The following is a 17,448-nucleotide window of genomic DNA, read 5'->3' as shown; positions in this document are numbered from 1 at the left end:
TCCAATGCGCATTACCAATTGCGCCAAGATTGTGGCAAGGTCGGCCGATGGTCAAGTCGGATGGGTCATTCCCGCCCTGATCCGACGCAATCCCAGCCAAACCCCCAGGATTACCAGCGGAGTCAGCAACGCCTTGTCGACACCCTCGGCCAAATGGAAATGCTCGGCCATCGGATGGACCAGATAGGCCCCGAGGCTGACCGCGTAATAACTGATTGCCACGACCGACAGGCCCTCGACCGTGTGTTGCAGGCGCAATTGCAGATCGGCGCGGGCGTCCATGCTTTCCAACAGCTTCTGGTTTTGCGCGCTGCGTTCGACATCGACCCGCGTGCGCAAGAGTTCGGCCGCGCGCTGCGCCCGTTCCGACATCGACCGCAAGCGGCTTTCGGTCGATTTCACCGTCCGCATGGCGGGATCATAGCGCCGCATCATGAATTCGCCAAAGGTCTGGCGCCCGCCGATGCGTTCCTCGCGCAGCGCCGCGATGCGCTGGGTCACGATGGCCTCATAGGCGCCGCTGGCCCCAAAGCGGAACGAGCTTTGGACGGCGAGGCTCTCCAGCTCGGACGCGATGGTCAACAGCTCGTGCAGGGCGGCTTCGGCGGGGCGGTCGCCGCGGTCCAGTTCGGCAATCAGCGTCGACAGCCGCGGGTCCAGCGCGTTCAGCTTGGTCGTCAGCTCGCGCGCCTGGATCAGGCCCAGCATCGACATGGCGCGGTAGGTCTCGATCTCGCACAGGCGCTGAACGATGCGGCCCACACGGCGCTCGCCGGTGCCGGGGCGGACAAAGACGGCAAAGCGCATGTGCCCGGCCGGGTCAATGCGGAAATCCCCGGCAATGACGGCGGCGCCATCGACGACGCGGGCGACGGCCAGGCTTTCGCGCACCATCCAGCCGTCCAAAAGCGCCAGCATCTCGGCCTCGGACGCGGGTTCGGGCAGGACACGCACAAGGACCGAGGTCGCGCGCAAGCCCGAGGCCGCAGCCAGCCAGCTTTCGGGGAAAACCTCGGCCTCGAACGGATCAAAGGGCCGGGCTGACACGCCGGGGGTAAAGGCGCTGAAGGTGACGAATTCGGTGTGGCTTTCCCATTTCAGTTCCGACCGCCCGATGGGGCCCGAGAAATGGTTGGCGTTGGGCTGCGGATGTGCCGCGCCGTGACGGTCCAGCAGGTCCAGCAGATGGGCCAGGTCCTGCCCCTTGTCGCGCGCGGCGCCCTCGGGCGGCATCAGCGCCATGAAGACCGCCGTGGCTGGCGCCTGCAGCACCGGAAAGGGCCGGGCGTGCAACTCGTTGACAAGGGCATAACGCAGGGGGTGGTCGGACATGGGCACCTCATGGGTCTGGCCCTAGAAGTAGGGCCCCACCCCGGCGGAGCAATCTGGAACCACGGGATACCGGCGTATGCCAGCCGAGTGTTGCCATAATGCATGCCCGCGCGAAACTTGGCGCGGTTCAGGATGATTGCCCGAAATCGCCCCAAACCGATTGCTAGGCGGTGTCATCGTCTGCTCAGGAGATCATCATGCAACGTTTCTTGCTTACCACCGCCTTCGTCCTTGCCGCCGGAACGGCCTCGGCGGCCACTCTGACCTTTGAGGGGACGAACGCTTTCGACACCACCATCACCTCCGAAGGCTATGACTGGGCCTTCTCGGCCTCCGGCTGGGGTATCTTGACCGCAAGCTACATCACCTATTTTCCCAACATGGTGACGAATGGCACCGGGGCGCTCGTGGCTGCGGGCGACCAAAATGGCACGCCCCGCACCACGATGACCCAGTCCAGCGGCGGCGTGTTTTCCGTCCAAAGCCTGTCGGCGGCCAGCTCGTATCTTTACGCCACCAACACGCTGCAGCTTTTGGGCGTCCAACAGGGCGGCGGCATGGTCTCGACCACCTTGACTCTTGGCACCGCCTTTGCCGATTTCACGCTGAGCGGGTTTTCCAACCTTGTCAGCCTGACCTTCGCGTCGGGCAATTCGGGGGCCTTCTATGCCACGGGCTTTACGCTGGACAACGTCAAGGTGAACGAGGTCCCTGCGGTGCCGGTGCCTGCCGCCTTGCCGCTTTTGCTGGCCGGGATCGGTGGGCTGGTCGCCTTGAAGCGCCGCAAGGCCTGATCACAGCCCCATGAAGACCAAAGGCCCCGAGGTTTCCCCCGGGGCCTTTGGCGATCTGTTTCCGCTTGCGTCGTCCGGGGGATAGCCCGGGTTCAGGCGATCAAGGGCAAAAGCGCATCCAGCGACTTCTTGGCGTCGCCATAGAACATCCGGGTGTTTTCCTTGTAGAACAAGGGGTTCTCGATGCCCGAATAGCCCGTCCCCTGCCCGCGCTTGGACACGATCACCAGTTTGGCCTTCCAGCACTCCAAGACCGGCATCCCCGCGATGGGCGAATTCGGGTCCTCTTGGGCGGCGGGGTTCACGATGTCGTTCGACCCGATCACGATGGCCACGTCGGTCGAGGGGAAGTCCTCGTTGATCTCGTCCATCTCCAGCACGATGTCATAGGGCACCTTCGCCTCGGCCAGCAGCACGTTCATATGGCCCGGCAGACGGCCCGCAACCGGGTGGATGGCAAAGCGCACCGTCTTGCCCTTGGCGCGCAGTTTCCGGGTCAATTCGGAAACCGCCTGCTGCGCCTGTGCCACCGCCATCCCATAGCCCGGGATGATGATGACACTATCGGCCTCGTTCAGGGCAGAGGCCACGCCATCGGTGTCGATGGCCACCTGTTCGCCCGTGATCTCCATCGCGGGGCCCGTCGTGCCGCCAAAGCCGCCCAGGATCACGCTGACAAAGCTGCGGTTCATCGCCTTGCACATGATATAGGACAGGATCGCGCCCGAAGAGCCGACCAAGGCGCCGACCACGATCAGCAGGTCATTGGACAGCGAAAAGCCGATCGCCGCCGCCGCCCAGCCGGAATAGCTGTTCAGCATGGACACGACGACGGGCATATCCGCCCCGCCGATCCCCATGATCAGGTGATAGCCGATGAACAGCGCGGCCAGCGTCATGCCCAGCAGGGCCAACGAGGACCCGCTTTGCAGATAGACCGCCAGCAGGACCAGGCTGATCAGCGCGGCGCTTGCGTTCAGCAGATGCCCGCCCGGCAGCTTTTTCGCTTTGCCGTCGACCTTGCCCGCCAGCTTGCCATAGGCAATGACCGACCCGGTAAAGGTCACGGCGCCGATAAAGACGCCAAGGAAGGTCTCGACCCGCAGGATGGTCAGTTCGACCGCGTCCTTGTGGGCCAGGATGGCGGCAAAGCCCGTCAGACCCTTGCGCCCGGCCTCGTCCATGGCCAGCACCCGCGCCGCCTCGATATCGGCGTTGAAGCCGATGAAGACCGCCGCCAGACCGACCAGCGAATGCATGGCCGCGACGAGCTGCGGCATCTCGGTCATTTGCACGCGCTTGGCGGCAAAGGCACCCAGAACACCGCCGCCCGCCAACATGACGACCGACAGGACGGTAAAGAACGTCCCCGAAGCCGCTTGCCCGATCAGCGTGGCCGCCACCGCAAGCGCCATGCCCGCGATGCCATACCAAACCGCCCGCTTGGCGCTTTCCTGACCCGAAAGCCCGCCCAAGGAAAGGATGAAGAGAACCGCTGCGACGACATAGGCCGCTGTTGTGAAACCCATTTTCCCTCTCCCTTACGACTTCTGGAACATGGCGAGCATCCGCCGCGTCACCATGAACCCGCCGAAAATATTGATCCCGGCCATAAAGACCGAGGCCGCGGCCAGCACGATCACCAACCAAGAGCCCGAGCCGATCTGCATCAGCGCCCCCAGAATGATGATCGACGAAATCGCATTGGTCACGGCCATCAAGGGCGTGTGCAGGCTGTGCGCGACGTTCCAGATCACCTGGATGCCGACATAGACCGACAGGACAAAGACGATGAAATGGCTCATGAAACTGGCGGGGGCGTAAAGCCCGGCCAACAGCAACAGCCCACCGCCCACGACCAGAAGCCCGACCTGGCTGCGGGTCTGGGCCTGGAAGGCTGCGACCTCGGCGGCGCGCTTTTCCTCGGCCGTCAGTTCGCGGGCCTTTTCCTTCGGCTTTTGGGCGGCAATCGCGGCGATTTTCGGCGGCGGCGGGGGGAAGGTGATCGCCCCCGCATGGGCCACGGTCGCTCCGCGGATCACGTCATCTTCCATATTCTGAAAGATCACGCCGTCTTTCTTGGGTGTAAGATCGGCCAGCATGTGACGGATATTGTTGGAATAAAGCGTCGACGCCTGGGTCGCCATCCGGCTGGGGAAATCGGTATAACCGACAATCGTCACCCCATTGGGCGAGACCACCTTTTGATCCGGCACCGTCAGGTCGCAATTGCCGCCCCGCTCGGCCGCAAGGTCGATCACAACCGAGCCCGGCTTCATCGCGGCGACCATATCGGCCAGCCACAGTTTCGGCGCAGGCCGCCCCGGGATCAGCGCGGTCGTGATGACGATGTCCATTTCGGGCGCCAGTTCGCGGAACTTCTTCAGCTGCGCTTCGCGGAATTCCGGGGACGAGGGCGCCGCATAGCCGCCCGTGGCCGCCCCGTCCTGCGCCTTTTCTGCGAAGTCCAGAAAGACGAAATTCGCGCCCATGGACTCGATCTGCTCGGCCACTTCGGGGCGCACGTCAAAGGCGTTGACGATGGCGCCCAAAGACACCGCCGTCCCCGTCGCGGCCAGACCGGCCACGCCCGCGCCCACAACCAGCACCTTGGCCGGAGGCACCTTGCCCGCCGCCGTCACCTGACCGGTCAGGAACCGGCCAAAGTTGTTGGCGGCCTCGATCACCGACCGATAGCCCGCGATATTGGCCATCGACGACAGCGCGTCCATCTTTTGCGCGCGCGAAATCCGCGGCACCATGTCCATGGCAATCGCGGTCGCCCCGCGCGCCTTGACCGTCTCCAAAAGCTCGGGGTTCTGCGCCGGCCAGAAGAAGGAAATCAGCGTCTGCCCCTCGCGCAAAGCCTGCGCCTCGGCGGGCTCTGGCCCGCGGACCTTGACCAGCACATCGGCCGCGGCCACCACATCGGCCGCCGAGGCCAGAACCTCGACCCCTGCCGCGCGGTAAGCCTCGTCCGAAAAGCCAGCCTTGGCGCCCGCTCCCGCCTGAACCGCGCAAACATGCCCCAGCTTGATCAGCTGCAAGGCCGAGTCCGGCGTCATCGCCACGCGATTTTCGCCCGGAAAAACCTCTGTCAAAGCGCCTATCTTCACGCTCTCCCCCCCTTTTGCCGGCCCGGACCAGAGGGCCGTTAACTCATATTTCCCGCATATCAGCAAAATCAAGCGATGCAACCGCTTCCTGCGCCGCAGCAAAGCCCGCGCCATATATTTCGGTTATGCCACATGAAGCGTCGTTTACCGGCAGGAAACAGGGTGGTATTTCAAGCTTGAAGCATCTGGACAGGCCGCGGGCAAGCCCCTAGGATCGCGGCCCAAGGAGAGCCACATGACCACAGATTTCACCAAGACCCGCGCGATGTTCGACCTGCCCCCAGGGGTGATCTATCTGGATGGCAATTCGCTGGGGCCGCTGCCGCGGGCGGCGGCCCTGCGGGTGGCGCAAACCGTGACGGCGGAATGGGGCCAGATGCTGATCGGCGGCTGGAACAAGGCGGGGTGGATGGACCAACCCTCACGCGTGGGGGACCGGATCGCGCGGCTGATCGGGGCAGAGCCGGGCCATGTCGTCATGGGCGACACGCTGTCGATCAAGGTCTATCAGGCGCTGGCGTCGAGCCTGCAGATGAATCCGCGCCGCGTGATCTTGTCGGACACCGGCAATTTCCCCTCGGATCTGTATATGGCGCAGGGGCTGTGTCAGACGCTGGGCGACCGGGACCTGGTGACGGTCGCGCCCGAAGCGCTGCTGGAGGCGATCGACGAAACCGTCGCCGTGGTTCTGGTGACAGAGGTCGATTACCGCACCGGGCGGCGGCATGACATGGCGGCGCTGTCGGCGCGGGCGCATGACAAGGGCGCGCTGATCATCTGGGACCTGGCCCATAGCGCGGGCGCCTTCCGGGTCGATGTGGCCAAAGGCGGCGCCGATTTCGCGGTCGGCTGCAGCTATAAATACCTGAACTCTGGCCCCGGCGGCCCGGCCTTCATCTATGTGGCCCCGCGCCATGCCGAAACGGCCCCCCCCGCGCTTTCGGGCTGGCTGGGCCATGAGGCGCCCTTTGCCTTTGACCGCGATTACCGCCCCGGTCGCGGGATCGAGCGGATGCGCGTCGGCACCCCGCCCGTCCTGCAATTGGCCGCTTTGGAGGCCGCGCTGGACATCTGGGACGCGGTCGACCTGGACGATCTGCGCGCCCGCAGCCTTGACCTGACCGACCGCTTCATCGCGGGCGTCGAGGCCGCCTGCCCGATGCTGACGCTTGTGACCCCGCGCGACCCTCAGGCCCGGGGTAGCCAAGTGTCCTTCGCCCACCCCGAGGGCTATGCGATCATGCAGGCGCTGATTGCGGCGGGCGTTGTGGGCGACTTCCGCGCCCCCGATATCCTGCGCTTTGGCTTTACCCCGCTTTACACCACCTTTGACGAGGTCGATGCGGCGGTGGCGATCCTGGCGCGGATCATGACGACCGGCGCCTGGGATCAACCGCAGTTCAAGACCCGCGCCAAAGTGACCTGAACCCCCAAAGTGACGTGAACCCCCAAAGTGACTTGAACCCTTTGACCTTGGCGCGCGGCGGGACTAGTCTGTGATCATCCTTTGGGGGAACAGAAATGTCTTTGCTCGCGCGCCTTTGTCTGCCGTTGTTGATGTTGGGTCTGACCGCCTGTGACGAGGCCACGATGGCCGCGATGAACGCAGGCCCCGGCGGCGTGCTAGAGGCCCCCGACCCCGCCCGCTATGGCGCCTCCACCGACCAGGGCTTCCGCATCAAACCCGTCCCGACCGAGGAAGTCCCGCCCGAATTCCTGCGCCAAGAGGTCGTCTATCGCAGCGCAGAGCCCGCGGGCACCGTGATCATCGACCCCCAGGCCAAGCATCTTTACCTGGTCACGGCCCCGGGCCGGGCGCTGCGCTACGGCATCGCGGTCGGCCGCGAGGGCTTTGGCTGGTCGGGCGTCGCCACCGTCACCGGCCGCACCACCTGGCCGCGCTGGACCCCCCCGCCCGAGATGATCGCCCGCCGGCCGGAGCTGGAGCGTTACCGGACCGGTCAGGCAGGCGGGCCGACCAATCCGCTGGGCGCGCGGGCGCTGTATCTGAAGACCAACGGCGTCGATTACGGCTATCGAATCCACGGCACGCCGGAATGGGAGAGCATCGGCAAGGACGCCTCGTCGGGCTGTTTCCGGATGCTGAACCAGGATGTCATCGACCTTTACACCCGTGTGGCCGATGGGGCCAAGGTTGTGGTCCTGAACGCCGATGGCACCACGCCGGACGCGCTGTATCTGCCCGGACAGACGGTGGATCTGGCGCCCGCCCCCGTTGTGCCCGCCCCGGTTGCGGCTTCCCCTGCGCCCACCCCCGCCGGTTAACGAAGTCCTCAGGATTTTCTTGTTCTGTTCCCCGGTTGGATTAATAACCCCTTAACTTCGCCACGCGAATTTGAGGGGACTTGCCATGACCACCTATGTGATCGACACCACCGCCACCTGGGTCGGGTTTCAGACCCTGGCCCAGGGGGACCGTCTGGCCGTCACCGGGACCGGCGCGCTGCTTTTGCCCGACACCGGTTTTGACCTGCGCGGCACCGGCGCGGCCTCGGTTGTCATCGCGGGCTATGCCTGGCTGGATCACCTGGCGGTCGATTGGCCCACGACGCTGACCGTGTCGGGCGGGGTCCTGTCTGATACCGAGAATTACGCCATAGGCCTGGGCGCGGCCGGTTTTGCCACGGTGACGGGGACGGTGACGGCCGCACGCGGGACCGGGGTGGCCTTGATGGGCGCGGGCGCGGGGCTGACGCTGTCGGGGGCGATCACCGCCGAAACCGGGATCGCGGTCACGGGGCGCAATGCGCATCTGACGCTGACGGGGTCGGTGACGGGCAGCCTTCTGGGCGTCGATCTGGGCGGCGGCGCGGCCAACCTGACCAATGCGGGCACGATCACCGGGGGCCTGCGGGTCGGTGGCGATGGTGGGATGCCGGCCACGGTGCAGGTGGCCAACCAGGGCCGCATCCTGGGCGATGTCGTCGTGGGGCTGACCGAGAGCGGCTCACAATTCTGGCTGGTCAACGCGGGGGCGGTGACGGGGAATGTGACCACGGGCGCCAGCACAGATATCGTGACGGGCCAAGGGCTTGTCACCGGAAATGTCTCGTTGGGGTCGGGCAATGACCGGTTCGAGGGCCGCTTGACGGGCACGCTGGACATGGGGCTGGGCAATGACCTGGTCGATGCGCGGGGCGGGGTTGGCCTGATCCGCGACACGGGGGGCGCGGATGTCTACCGCGTCAACGCGGCGGTGACGATCCTGGACAGTGGCCTGGGGCGTGACACGGTCGAGGCCTGGACCTCGTTCGATCTGGCCTCGGGGCTGGAGGTTCTGGTGCTGAAGGGGGCGGGCGACCTGCGCGGCGGTGGCAATGACCTGGCCAATGCGATGACCGGCAACGCGGGGCGCAACCTGCTGACCGGAGGTCTGGGGCGCGACACTTTGGTGGGCGCGGACGGCGCCGACACGCTGCACGGGGGCCGGCAGGAAGACCGGATTTACGGCGGCGCGGGCGATGACCGGATCAACGGCGGGATGGGCCGCGATGTGCTGACCGGCGGCGCAGGAGAGGACAGCTTCGTCTTTGCCCCCGGGCAAAGCCTGGCCGGAACCCCCGACCTGATCACCGATTTCACCACCGGCGACCGGATCGACCTGTCTTTGCTGCCGGGCGAGCTGACCCTTGCCACGGCCTTCACCGCCGCGGCTCAGGTCGTGGTGACGCAAGGCACGGACACGCTGATCCGCTGGGACATCAACGGCGACGGTCAGGCCGATGGCGCGGTGGTTTTGACCGGCCTTCACGCCCTGACCGAAGCGGACTTCTGGCTTTAATAGACCTCTTGCGCCCGGCGCGAGATCTGAAAGCCGTGGCCCATGGAGTTCTCGCAGATCACACCGGTCTTTTCCGACCAACAGGTGACGTCGCCGACCGTGATCTTGGCACCGTAATCCAGCACCTCGGCGCCGGGGTCGCGGACGGTGTCCGAGTAACACAGGACCTCGCCGACGTCGGACCATGAGGTCACGCCAAAGGCCCCGCCCCAGTCGAATTCGCAGGAATTCGGCTGGTTCGGATAGCTGGCGGTGTATTCGCCCAGGTCGCAGCGCACTTCCGTCGCCTCGGCCGCGATGAACTGGCAGCCGATATTGCCGGTGGGGGTCTGGAACAGGCTGAAAGAGGGCGGAACCCCCATGTCGCCATCGCCGGGGTCGCCCATCTGCTCGGCCGCCTCGGCATCCGGGACATAGTCGCCCGGGAAAGCCAGCTTTGCCGCGCGGTTGGCCGTGCCCGCCCCCAGATCGCCGGCAGTTTGCAGGATCGTCACCCCTTCGGCCGTATCGGCAAAGAAGATCCGCGAGTTGCCATCGGACCAGGTGTAACCCTTGGCCGTCGCCAGCGCCTGACCCTCGATCACCAGACAGGTCGTTTCGCCCTCGGGGCAAGGCGCCGAAGACAGGGTGAAGTTGAAGCCCCCATCGGTGACGCCATAGATATCCAGGATCGCGCCCTGGTCATTGGTCATGACGGTTTCAAAGGGATCGGCCATGCAGGGCGTGGCCAGAAGCAGAAGGGCAAGAGCTTTCATCAGGACACCGGTTGGGCGCGTTCCACAAGCCGCGCAAAGAAGGAGGCGCCGATGGGGGCGGCCTCGTCGTTGAAATCAAAGGCGGAATGGTGCAGGCCCGCGCCGGGGCCGGTGCCCAGGAAGAGATAGGCGCCGGGGCGCGCCTCCAGCATATAGCTGAAATCCTCGGAGCCCATTTCGCGGTTGGAATTGGGATGGCTGGCCTCGTCGCCCGCGACTTCGGCGGCCACGGCACTGGCAAAGGCCGCCTCGTCCGGCGTGTTGATCGTCGCGGGATAGCCCCAGTCGTAATCGACCCGCGCCGTGACGTTGAAGGCCAGCGCAGTGCCCTCGACAATCTCGTGGAAGCGCTTTTTCAACAGCGCCCGGACATCGGGTTTGAAACTGCGGATCGTGGCGCAGAACATCGCCTCTTCGGGGATGATATTCGACGCGGTCCCAGTGTGGATCTGCGTGACCGAAATCACCGCCTCGTCCAAGGCATAGACATTGCGCGGGATGATGGTCTGCACGGCCTGCACCATGGCGACGGTGGCCACGACCGGGTCGATGCAGTCATGCGGCGTGGCGCCATGGCCGCCCTTGCCGGTGATATAGACAAACGCCGTATCGACCGAGGCCATCAGCGCGCCGGGCGTGGTGAAGAAATGCCCGAACGGCAGGTTCGGCGCGTTGTGGATGCCATAGACCTGGGTGATGGCAAAGCGGTCCATGATGCCTTCGTTGACCATGACCATGCCGCCCGCGCCATCCTCTTCGGCGGGTTGGAAGATCAGCGCGACGCGGCCCGTGAAACGCCGCGTCTCGGCCAGGTATTTCGCCGCGCCCAGCAGCATGGTGACATGGCCGTCATGACCGCAGGCGTGCATCTTGCCTGGAACGGTAGAGGTGTATTCCGCCCCCGTCGTCTCCTCAATCGGAAGCGCATCCATATCGGCGCGCAGGCCAATCGTCGGCCCTGCCCCCGTGCCATTGATCACCGCGACGATGCCGGTTTGGGCGATGCCCTCGTGGATCTCATCCACACCGATTTCGCGCAGGCGGTCCGCGATGAAAGCCGCGGTTTGGACGCAATCAAAGGAAAGTTCGGGATGCTGATGCAGATGCCGACGCCAGGTCTTCATTTCTTCCGCATAAGCGGCGATACGGTTCAGAACGGGCATGGGGGTCTCCTCTTTGGCCTTTGATCAAATCTCAAATCCGGGGCGAGGGCAATGGCAGGCTTGGATGACTTGGACGGATTGGCGAAACTGCGGGCGATCATGGCGGCCTTGCGGCACCCGGTGACGGGCTGTCCCTGGGACTTGGAACAGACCTTCGCCACCATCGCGCCCTATACGATCGAAGAGGCCCATGAGGTCGCCGATGCGATCCAGCGCGAAGCTTGGGGGGAACTGCCGGGGGAACTGGGCGACCTGCTGTTCCAATCGGTCTTTCATGCGCAAATGGCCGAGGAGGCCGGGCTTTTCACCTTTGACGATGTGGTGGCGGCGATCAACGCCAAGATGATCGCGCGTCATCCGCATGTCTTTGGGTCCGAGTCGAACCAGAAAACGGCAGAGCAGCAGACCCGCGATTGGGAGGCGGTGAAGTCGGCAGAGCGCGGTTCGGCCCGGGTGCTGGACGGCGTCGCCATGGGGCTTCCCGCCCTGATGCGCGCGGTCAAACTGCAAAAGCGCGCGGCCCGGGTGGGGTTTGACTGGCCCTCGACGGATCAGGTGCTGGAGAAACTCCGCGAAGAGATGGAAGAGCTGGTCGAAGCGCGGGAGACCCTTGGGCCGCAGGAGGTCGAGGAAGAATTCGGCGACCTGCTCTTTGTCATGGCCAACCTGGCGCGGCATATGAATGTCGACCCCGAGGCGGCCTTGCGCGGGGCCAATGCGAAATTCACCCGGCGGTTCGGGCGGATCGAGGATTGGTTGGCGGAGGCGGGGCGCACACCCTCGGACAGCACGCTGGAGGAAATGGACGCGCTGTGGAACCGCGCCAAGGCCGAAGACAAGGCGCGTTAGAAGCGCCGCAGGTCAGGCGCCTTGACCAAGCGCGCCCGCCGAAAATTTTCGCCGAACCTTTGATTGACTGGGCAGCGTGCCTCCCGACTGGGCCGACGTGATCCCGACCCCGGCTGCAAATTTTTCCCGTGAGAATGTCCTCGCGCCGGAAAAAGTGAAACACTCAACTATTGACCGCGCGCCCGGATCGCGCCATAGCGGGGTATTCCTGACAAAAGGACTCTCCCAATGAACCGCATCGCCCTTCTTGCCCTCGCCTTCGCCACGCCCGCCCTGGCTGATGAGGTCAATATCTATTCCCACCGCCAGCCCGAGCTGATCCAGCCGCTGGTCGACGCTTTCACCGCCGAAACCGGGATCGCGGTCAACGTGGCCTTTGTCGACAAAGGCATGGCCGAGCGTCTGAAGGCCGAGGGCGACCGCTCGCCCGCCGATCTGGTGCTGACGGTCGACATCGGCCGGCTGATGGAGCTGGTGAACGCCGATGTGCTGCAACCGGTGGATTCGGGCGTGCTGGAGGCCAATATCCCGGCCGCCTTCCGCGATCCGGGCGACCTGTGGTTCGGCCTGACCTCGCGGTCGCGCGTCGTCTATGCCGCCAAGGACCGTGTCGCGGCGGGCGAGGTCACGACCTATGAGGACCTGGCCGACCCGAAATGGAAGGGCCGGCTTTGCGTGCGTTCGGGCCTGAACGACTACAACGTGGCGCTGGTCGCCGCCTATTCGCTGCACCATGACGCGGCCGAAACGAAGGCCTGGGTCGAAGGTCTGAAGGCCAATCTGGCGCGCAAGCCCCAGGGCGGCGACCGCGATCAGGCCAAGGCGATCTGGGCTGGCGAATGTGACATCGCCCTGGGCAACACCTATTACATGGGGCAGATGCTGGCCGATCCGGAGCAGAAGGAGTGGGCCAATGCGGTCAACGTCGTCTTCCCGACCTTTGCGGGCGGCGGCAGCCATATGAACATCTCGGGCATGGCGATGACCAAATCGGCGCCGAACAAGGACGCCGCGCTGAAGCTGATGGAATGGCTGGCCTCGGATGAGGCGCAAAAGATCTATGCCGAGACGAACCACGAATTCCCGGTCGAGCCGGGGGTAGAGGCCTCGGCGCTGGTCCAGTCCTGGGGGCCTTTCACGCCCGACACGCTGTCGCTGGCCGATATCGCCGCCGCCCGCCCCGCCGCCGTCAAGCTGATCGAAGAGGTCGATTTCGACAACTGAGCCTGGGGGCTCGGGTCCTGGGGCGCTCGGACCTTTCGGGCCGAGAGGCCGCGGCACGGGGTCCCGCGCCTGCCCTTTCCACGTTTGGCCTTCAGGGGCGGGCGGAAACCCTCGCCCCTTTCCTTTCCGCCCTGTGTCTTTGGACAGGTTTTCGGGTTAAATTTCCTGACCGGATGGACAAATCAACCAGAAGCTGTTCAGTTGGCATGCGAACAAAAAATCCACAGGAATTCCGCATGTCCAAGGCCCCGCGCAAGATCATCATCGACACAGACCCCGGGCAGGACGACGCCTTTGCGATCCTGCTTGCCCTGGCCAGCCCCGAAGATCTGGAGGTTCTGGGCATCACCGCGGTGGCCGGCAATGTGCCCCTGGCGCTGACCGAACGAAACGCGCGCATCGTCTGCGAATTGGCGGGGCGCCACGACGTCAAGGTCTTTGCCGGCTGTGACCGGCCCCTGGTGCGGCCTCTGGTGACGGCCGAACATGTCCATGGCAAGACCGGGCTGGACGGGCCCGAAATGATCGAGCCGACCATGGCGCTGCAAGAGGCCCATGCGGTCGATTTCCTGATCGAGACGCTGCGCGCCGAGGCGCCGGGGAGCGTGACGCTGTGCCCGCTGGGGCCGCTGACCAATATCGCCAGCGCCTTTCGCAAGGCGCCCGATGTGGTGGGCCGCGTGGCCGAGATCGTCTTGATGGGCGGGGCCTATTTCGAGGTCGGCAACATCACTCCGGCGGCGGAGTTCAACATCTATGTCGATCCCGAGGCGGCGGCCGAGGTCTTTGCCGCGGGCGTGCCGATCGTGGTCATGCCGCTGGATGTGACGCACAAGGTCCTGACAACGCGGGCGCGGGTCGAACGGATCCGGGCGCTTGGCAGCCGAGTCGGGCAGGTCGCGGCGGAATGGGCGGATTTCTTTGAACGGTTTGACGTGGCGAAATATGGCACCGAGGGCGGGCCGCTGCATGACCCCTGCGTGGTGGCCTATCTGTTGAAGCCCGAGCTGTTCTCGGGCCGGTTGATTAATGTCGAGATCGAAACGCAGTCCGCTCTGACCCTTGGCATGACGGTGGCCGATTGGTGGGGCGTGACGGATCGCAAGGCGAATGCCTATTTCGTGGGCGATGTCGACGCTCAGGGCTTCTTTGACCTTCTGACCGAGCGCCTGGCCCGGCTTTGAACGGCGCGTCCCTGCCGCACTGACCTCCGTCGGGGGCCGTTTTCCGCAGGAAAACGGCCCCCTCCCATCGGAAACGGCGCCCCCGCAGGGGGCGCCGTTTCCGATGGGACCCCGGCCATGCAGAGCGCAGGGCATTCGCCCTGCGCTCTGCATGGCCCTAGGGCCAGAAGGCGGGTGCATTTTGCGGCTTCGCCGCAAAATGCACCCGCTCCCCGGGAGGGGTGGCAATTTTCCTGCGGAAAATTGCCACCGCCAAGAGAAAAGGGCGCGCCTCTGGCGCGCCCTTTTCTCTTGGCAAACGACCCTCTCATGGAAAAGCGCCACAACCTGTTGCGCAACGCCGTCTTGGCCCTCTGGAATGGAGGGAGCCACGGCGGTCTACCGAAGCCCCCTCCCGCCAGAGCCTCAGCCGGCAGAGGCCGGCTTTTTCTCTTTCTTCTCGGAATGGACGATCAGCGGCTGGCCCTTGGCGCCCACCGATTCCTCGTTCACCACAACCTCCTGGATGCCCTCCATGCCCGGCAATTCGAACATCGTGTCCAGCAGGATATCTTCCATGATCGACCGCAGACCCCGCGCGCCCGTCTTGCGCTTGATCGCCCGCTTGGCAATCGCCGACAAGGCATCGCCCGTGAAGCTCAGCTTCACGCCCTCGATGTCAAACAGCCGCTGATACTGTTTCACCAGCGCATTCTTCGGTTCGGTCAGGATCGTGACCAAAGCCGCCTCGTCCAAGTCCTCCAACGTCGCCAGAACCGGCAGACGGCCAACGAATTCCGGGATCAGGCCGAACTTCAACAGGTCCTCGGGCTCCAGCTCCTTGAACAGCTCGCCCGCGCCGCGCGCCTCGGGGTCCTTGACGTCAGCGCCAAACCCCATCGCCGTGCCCTTGTTGCGCTGCGCGATGATCTTTTCCAGACCCGCAAAGGCCCCGCCGCAGATGAACAGGATATTCGTCGTATCCACCTGCAGGAACTCTTGCTGCGGATGCTTGCGCCCGCCCTGCGGCGGCACGGAGGCGATCGTGCCCTCCATGATCTTCAGCAGGGCCTGTTGCACGCCCTCGCCCGACACGTCCCGCGTGATCGACGGATTATCGCTCTTGCGGGTGATCTTGTCGACCTCGTCGATATAGACGATGCCGCGTTGCGCGCGTTCGACATTGTATTCGCTGGCCTGCAACAGCTTGAGGATGATGTTTTCCACATCCTCGCCCACGTAACCCGCTTCGGTCAGGGTCGTCGCATCGGCCATGGTGAAGGGCACATCCAGGATGCGCGCCAGGGTCTGCGCCAGCAAAGTCTTGCCGCAGCCCGTCGGGCCGATCAGCAGGATGTTGGACTTGGCCAGCTCCACGTCCTGTTTGGACGCATTGTTCAGCCGTTTATAATGGTTGTGCACCGCCACCGAAAGCACGCGTTTCGCATGCATCTGGCCGATCACGTAATCGTCCAGCACCTTGCAGATGTCGCGCGGCGTGGGCACGCCTTCCGTCGATTTCAGCCCCGAGGACTTGGTTTCCTCGCGGATGATATCCATGCAGAGTTCGACGCATTCATCGCAGATGAACACGGTCGGACCCGCGATCAGCTTGCGCACCTCATGCTGGCTCTTGCCGCAGAACGAGCAATAGAGGGTGTTCTTGCTGTCACTTCCCGAATTGGTCGCCATCGTGATCCTCTGCCTTCCGCACCGTTTCGGGCGCATGGGGGGCAGCTTAGGTCAAGGCCAAAGCCGCCACAATCCGAAATCGGCCCGGGCGCGGCTGCGCCCGGAACCGTGGTTACTTACTTGGCAGCGTCATCCGCCTTGCCGCGGGCCTGCACGATCTCGTCGATCAGGCCCCAGGCTTTTGCATCCTCGGCCGACATGAAATTGTCCCGCTCAAGACCCGCCACGACCTCTTCCATGCTGCGGCCGGTGTGACGCACATAGATCGAGTTCAGCCGATCCTTCAGCTTTTGCGTTTCCTGGGCATGGATCATGATATCGGTCGCCTGACCCTGATACCCGCCCGAGGGCTGGTGAACCATGACGCGGCTGTTGGGCAGCGAATAGCGCATCCCCTTTTCGCCGGCACAGAGCAGCAGCGACCCCATCGAGGCCGCCTGCCCCATGACGATGGTCGACACCTTGGGCCGGATATACTGCATCGTGTCATAGATCGACAGACCCGACGTCACCACGCCACCGGGCGAGTTGATATACATCGAGATCTCTTTCGAGGGATTCTCGGCTTCAAGGAACAAAAGCTGCGCACAGATCAGCGAGGACATGCCGTCATGCACCGGCCCCGCCAGAAAGATGATCCGCTCCTTCAAGAGGCGCGAATAGATGTCATAGGCCCTTTCGCCCCGCGAGGTCTGTTCGACCACCATGGGGACAAGGGTATTCATGTAAGTGTCGATGGGGTCACGCATGTGCTATCCTGCCTTCTGTCGCCCGAGCTTTAACCACGGAGTATTAGCAGAGTCTTAGTGAGCCGCGCCGCAAGCTGCAAGGGCACGGGAAAAATGTGTCCCTGGCTCATCCGAAAGGGGAGACGCCTGGTCCGACGTGCCGTGCGGGCTGCGCCGCGCCGCCGCCCCAAGCCGGCAAACCCTCATCCAAACTGCCGCCGCGCCTCGGCCACACGACCTGCCGCCGTGACCAGACATAGCGCGCCAAAGACCCAGGCCAAGGGGGCGAAAGCCGCGGGAAACAGACACATGGCCAGGAAAAAGGCCACGGTTTCGGTGCCCTCCATCAACCCGGCCGAATAGAACAGCGACTTTTCCCCCTGCGCCCGGGTCTTCAGCCCGCGTTTCTCGGCCAGGATCGCATAGGCCAGAAAGCTGGCCCCGTTGATATAGAACGCCGCGAGCAAGAAGGCCGCGGGCAACGCCGGGCCGGAAAAGGCGAATCCCAGCGGAAGGGCTGCGTAAAAGGCGAAATCCGCCACGATGTCGTAATAGCCGCCAAGGTCGGTGCGCGCCCTCGCCCTGGCCACCGCGCCATCCAGCCCATCGGCCAGCCGCCCCAGCACGACCAGAACCGCCGCCAGCCCAAAGGCGCCAAGCGCCACCGCGCCCGCGGCCCCAAGCCCCAGCGCCAGCCCGATCCCCGTGACCTGGTTGGCCGAGACCCCCCGCGCCGCAAGCCAGGCCCCGGCCCGGTTCAGCCCCGGGTCGATCCTTGGCCTGATCCATCCATCCAGCATCCACACACTCCTTTGCGCATAGGTGGCGCG

At 64.7% G+C, this 17,448-nt stretch carries 15 protein-coding genes; 7 read left to right on the top strand and 8 right to left on the bottom strand.

What is annotated here, in order from left to right; all coding sequences use genetic code 11:
- Positions 1 to 51 precede the first annotated feature (51 nt).
- Positions 52 to 1,332 carry a DUF3422 family protein gene (locus NX862_RS03885; protein WP_264492550.1) on the bottom strand — a complete coding sequence of 427 codons (1,281 nt, stop codon included), beginning with the start codon at positions 1,330 to 1,332 and terminating at the stop codon, positions 52 to 54.
- Between the two features lie 197 nt (positions 1,333 to 1,529).
- Here NX862_RS03885 and NX862_RS03880 point away from each other — a divergent pair, with 197 nt between their 5' ends.
- The gene (locus NX862_RS03880) at positions 1,530 to 2,126 is read left to right on the top strand and encodes a VPLPA-CTERM sorting domain-containing protein (RefSeq protein ID WP_264492549.1); all 597 of its coding nucleotides are present in this window, start codon (positions 1,530 to 1,532) and stop codon (positions 2,124 to 2,126) included.
- A 92-nt stretch (positions 2,127 to 2,218) separates the two neighbouring features.
- Here NX862_RS03880 and NX862_RS03875 read toward each other — a convergent pair whose 3' ends face one another.
- Together NX862_RS03875 and NX862_RS03870 are read right to left on the bottom strand one after the other, a co-directional pair.
- Positions 2,219 to 3,655, bottom strand: a complete 1,437-nt coding sequence (locus NX862_RS03875; RefSeq protein ID WP_264492548.1) for an NAD(P)(+) transhydrogenase (Re/Si-specific) subunit beta — start codon at positions 3,653 to 3,655, stop codon at positions 2,219 to 2,221.
- Between the two features lie 12 nt (positions 3,656 to 3,667).
- Positions 3,668 to 5,242, bottom strand: a complete 1,575-nt coding sequence (locus NX862_RS03870) for a Re/Si-specific NAD(P)(+) transhydrogenase subunit alpha (RefSeq protein WP_264492547.1) — start codon at positions 5,240 to 5,242, stop codon at positions 3,668 to 3,670.
- A gap of 235 nt (positions 5,243 to 5,477) precedes the next feature.
- Here NX862_RS03870 and kynU point away from each other — a divergent pair, with 235 nt between their 5' ends.
- From kynU to NX862_RS03855, 3 genes are all read left to right on the top strand, one after another.
- Positions 5,478 to 6,668 (top strand): kynureninase, encoded by a 1,191-nt coding sequence (gene kynU, locus NX862_RS03865; RefSeq protein ID WP_264492546.1) that lies wholly within the window; start codon positions 5,478 to 5,480, stop codon positions 6,666 to 6,668.
- A gap of 131 nt (positions 6,669 to 6,799) precedes the next feature.
- Positions 6,800 to 7,528 (top strand): L,D-transpeptidase, encoded by a 729-nt coding sequence (locus NX862_RS03860; RefSeq protein WP_264492545.1) that lies wholly within the window; start codon positions 6,800 to 6,802, stop codon positions 7,526 to 7,528.
- Between the two features lie 85 nt (positions 7,529 to 7,613).
- On the top strand, positions 7,614 to 9,044 hold the full coding sequence (locus tag NX862_RS03855; RefSeq protein ID WP_264492544.1) for a calcium-binding protein: 1,431 nt from the start codon (positions 7,614 to 7,616) through the stop codon (positions 9,042 to 9,044).
- Here NX862_RS03855 and NX862_RS03850 read toward each other — a convergent pair.
- On the bottom strand, positions 9,041 to 9,799 hold the full coding sequence (locus NX862_RS03850) for a DUF6636 domain-containing protein (protein WP_264492543.1): 759 nt from the start codon (positions 9,797 to 9,799) through the stop codon (positions 9,041 to 9,043). The genes NX862_RS03855 and NX862_RS03850 overlap by 4 nt on opposite strands.
- Positions 9,799 to 10,962 (bottom strand): M20 aminoacylase family protein, encoded by a 1,164-nt coding sequence (locus NX862_RS03845; RefSeq protein WP_264492542.1) that lies wholly within the window; start codon positions 10,960 to 10,962, stop codon positions 9,799 to 9,801. The genes NX862_RS03850 and NX862_RS03845 overlap by 1 nt, the downstream gene beginning before the upstream one ends.
- Positions 10,963 to 11,013: 51 nt before the next feature.
- Here NX862_RS03845 and mazG point away from each other — a divergent pair, with 51 nt between their 5' ends.
- The 3 genes from mazG (at position 11,014) to NX862_RS03830 (ending at position 14,219) form a co-directional block, all read left to right on the top strand.
- Positions 11,014 to 11,811 (top strand): nucleoside triphosphate pyrophosphohydrolase, encoded by a 798-nt coding sequence (gene mazG, locus NX862_RS03840; protein ID WP_264492541.1) that lies wholly within the window; start codon positions 11,014 to 11,016, stop codon positions 11,809 to 11,811.
- A 228-nt stretch (positions 11,812 to 12,039) separates the two neighbouring features.
- Positions 12,040 to 13,035, top strand: a complete 996-nt coding sequence (locus NX862_RS03835) for a Fe(3+) ABC transporter substrate-binding protein (protein ID WP_264492540.1) — start codon at positions 12,040 to 12,042, stop codon at positions 13,033 to 13,035.
- Between the two features lie 236 nt (positions 13,036 to 13,271).
- Positions 13,272 to 14,219: a nucleoside hydrolase gene (locus NX862_RS03830; RefSeq protein ID WP_264492539.1), complete on the top strand. Its 948-nt coding sequence runs from the start codon at positions 13,272 to 13,274 to the stop codon at positions 14,217 to 14,219.
- Positions 14,220 to 14,624: 405 nt separating this feature from the next.
- Here the strand turns inward: NX862_RS03830 and clpX are convergent, their stop codons facing one another.
- The 3 genes from clpX to NX862_RS03815 all read right to left on the bottom strand — a co-directional run bounded on the left by clpX (position 14,625) and on the right by NX862_RS03815 (position 17,418).
- Positions 14,625 to 15,890 (bottom strand): ATP-dependent Clp protease ATP-binding subunit ClpX, encoded by a 1,266-nt coding sequence (gene clpX / locus NX862_RS03825; protein WP_264492538.1) that lies wholly within the window; start codon positions 15,888 to 15,890, stop codon positions 14,625 to 14,627.
- 116 nt (positions 15,891 to 16,006) lie between these two features.
- Entirely contained in the window at positions 16,007 to 16,639 is a 633-nt protein-coding gene (locus tag NX862_RS03820; protein WP_264492537.1) for an ATP-dependent Clp protease proteolytic subunit, read from the bottom strand.
- Positions 16,640 to 16,821: 182 nt separating this feature from the next.
- On the bottom strand, positions 16,822 to 17,418 hold the full coding sequence (locus NX862_RS03815) for a CDP-alcohol phosphatidyltransferase family protein (protein ID WP_264492536.1): 597 nt from the start codon (positions 17,416 to 17,418) through the stop codon (positions 16,822 to 16,824).
- Between the last annotated feature and the right edge of the window lie 30 nt (positions 17,419 to 17,448).

This window comes from Stagnihabitans lacustris (assembly GCF_025950525.1).
In the GTDB taxonomy this organism is placed as follows: Bacteria; Pseudomonadota; Alphaproteobacteria; order Rhodobacterales; family Rhodobacteraceae; genus Stagnihabitans.
Note: the sequence above shows the minus strand (reverse complement) of the source record. Positions and strands in the feature narration are given on the sequence as shown.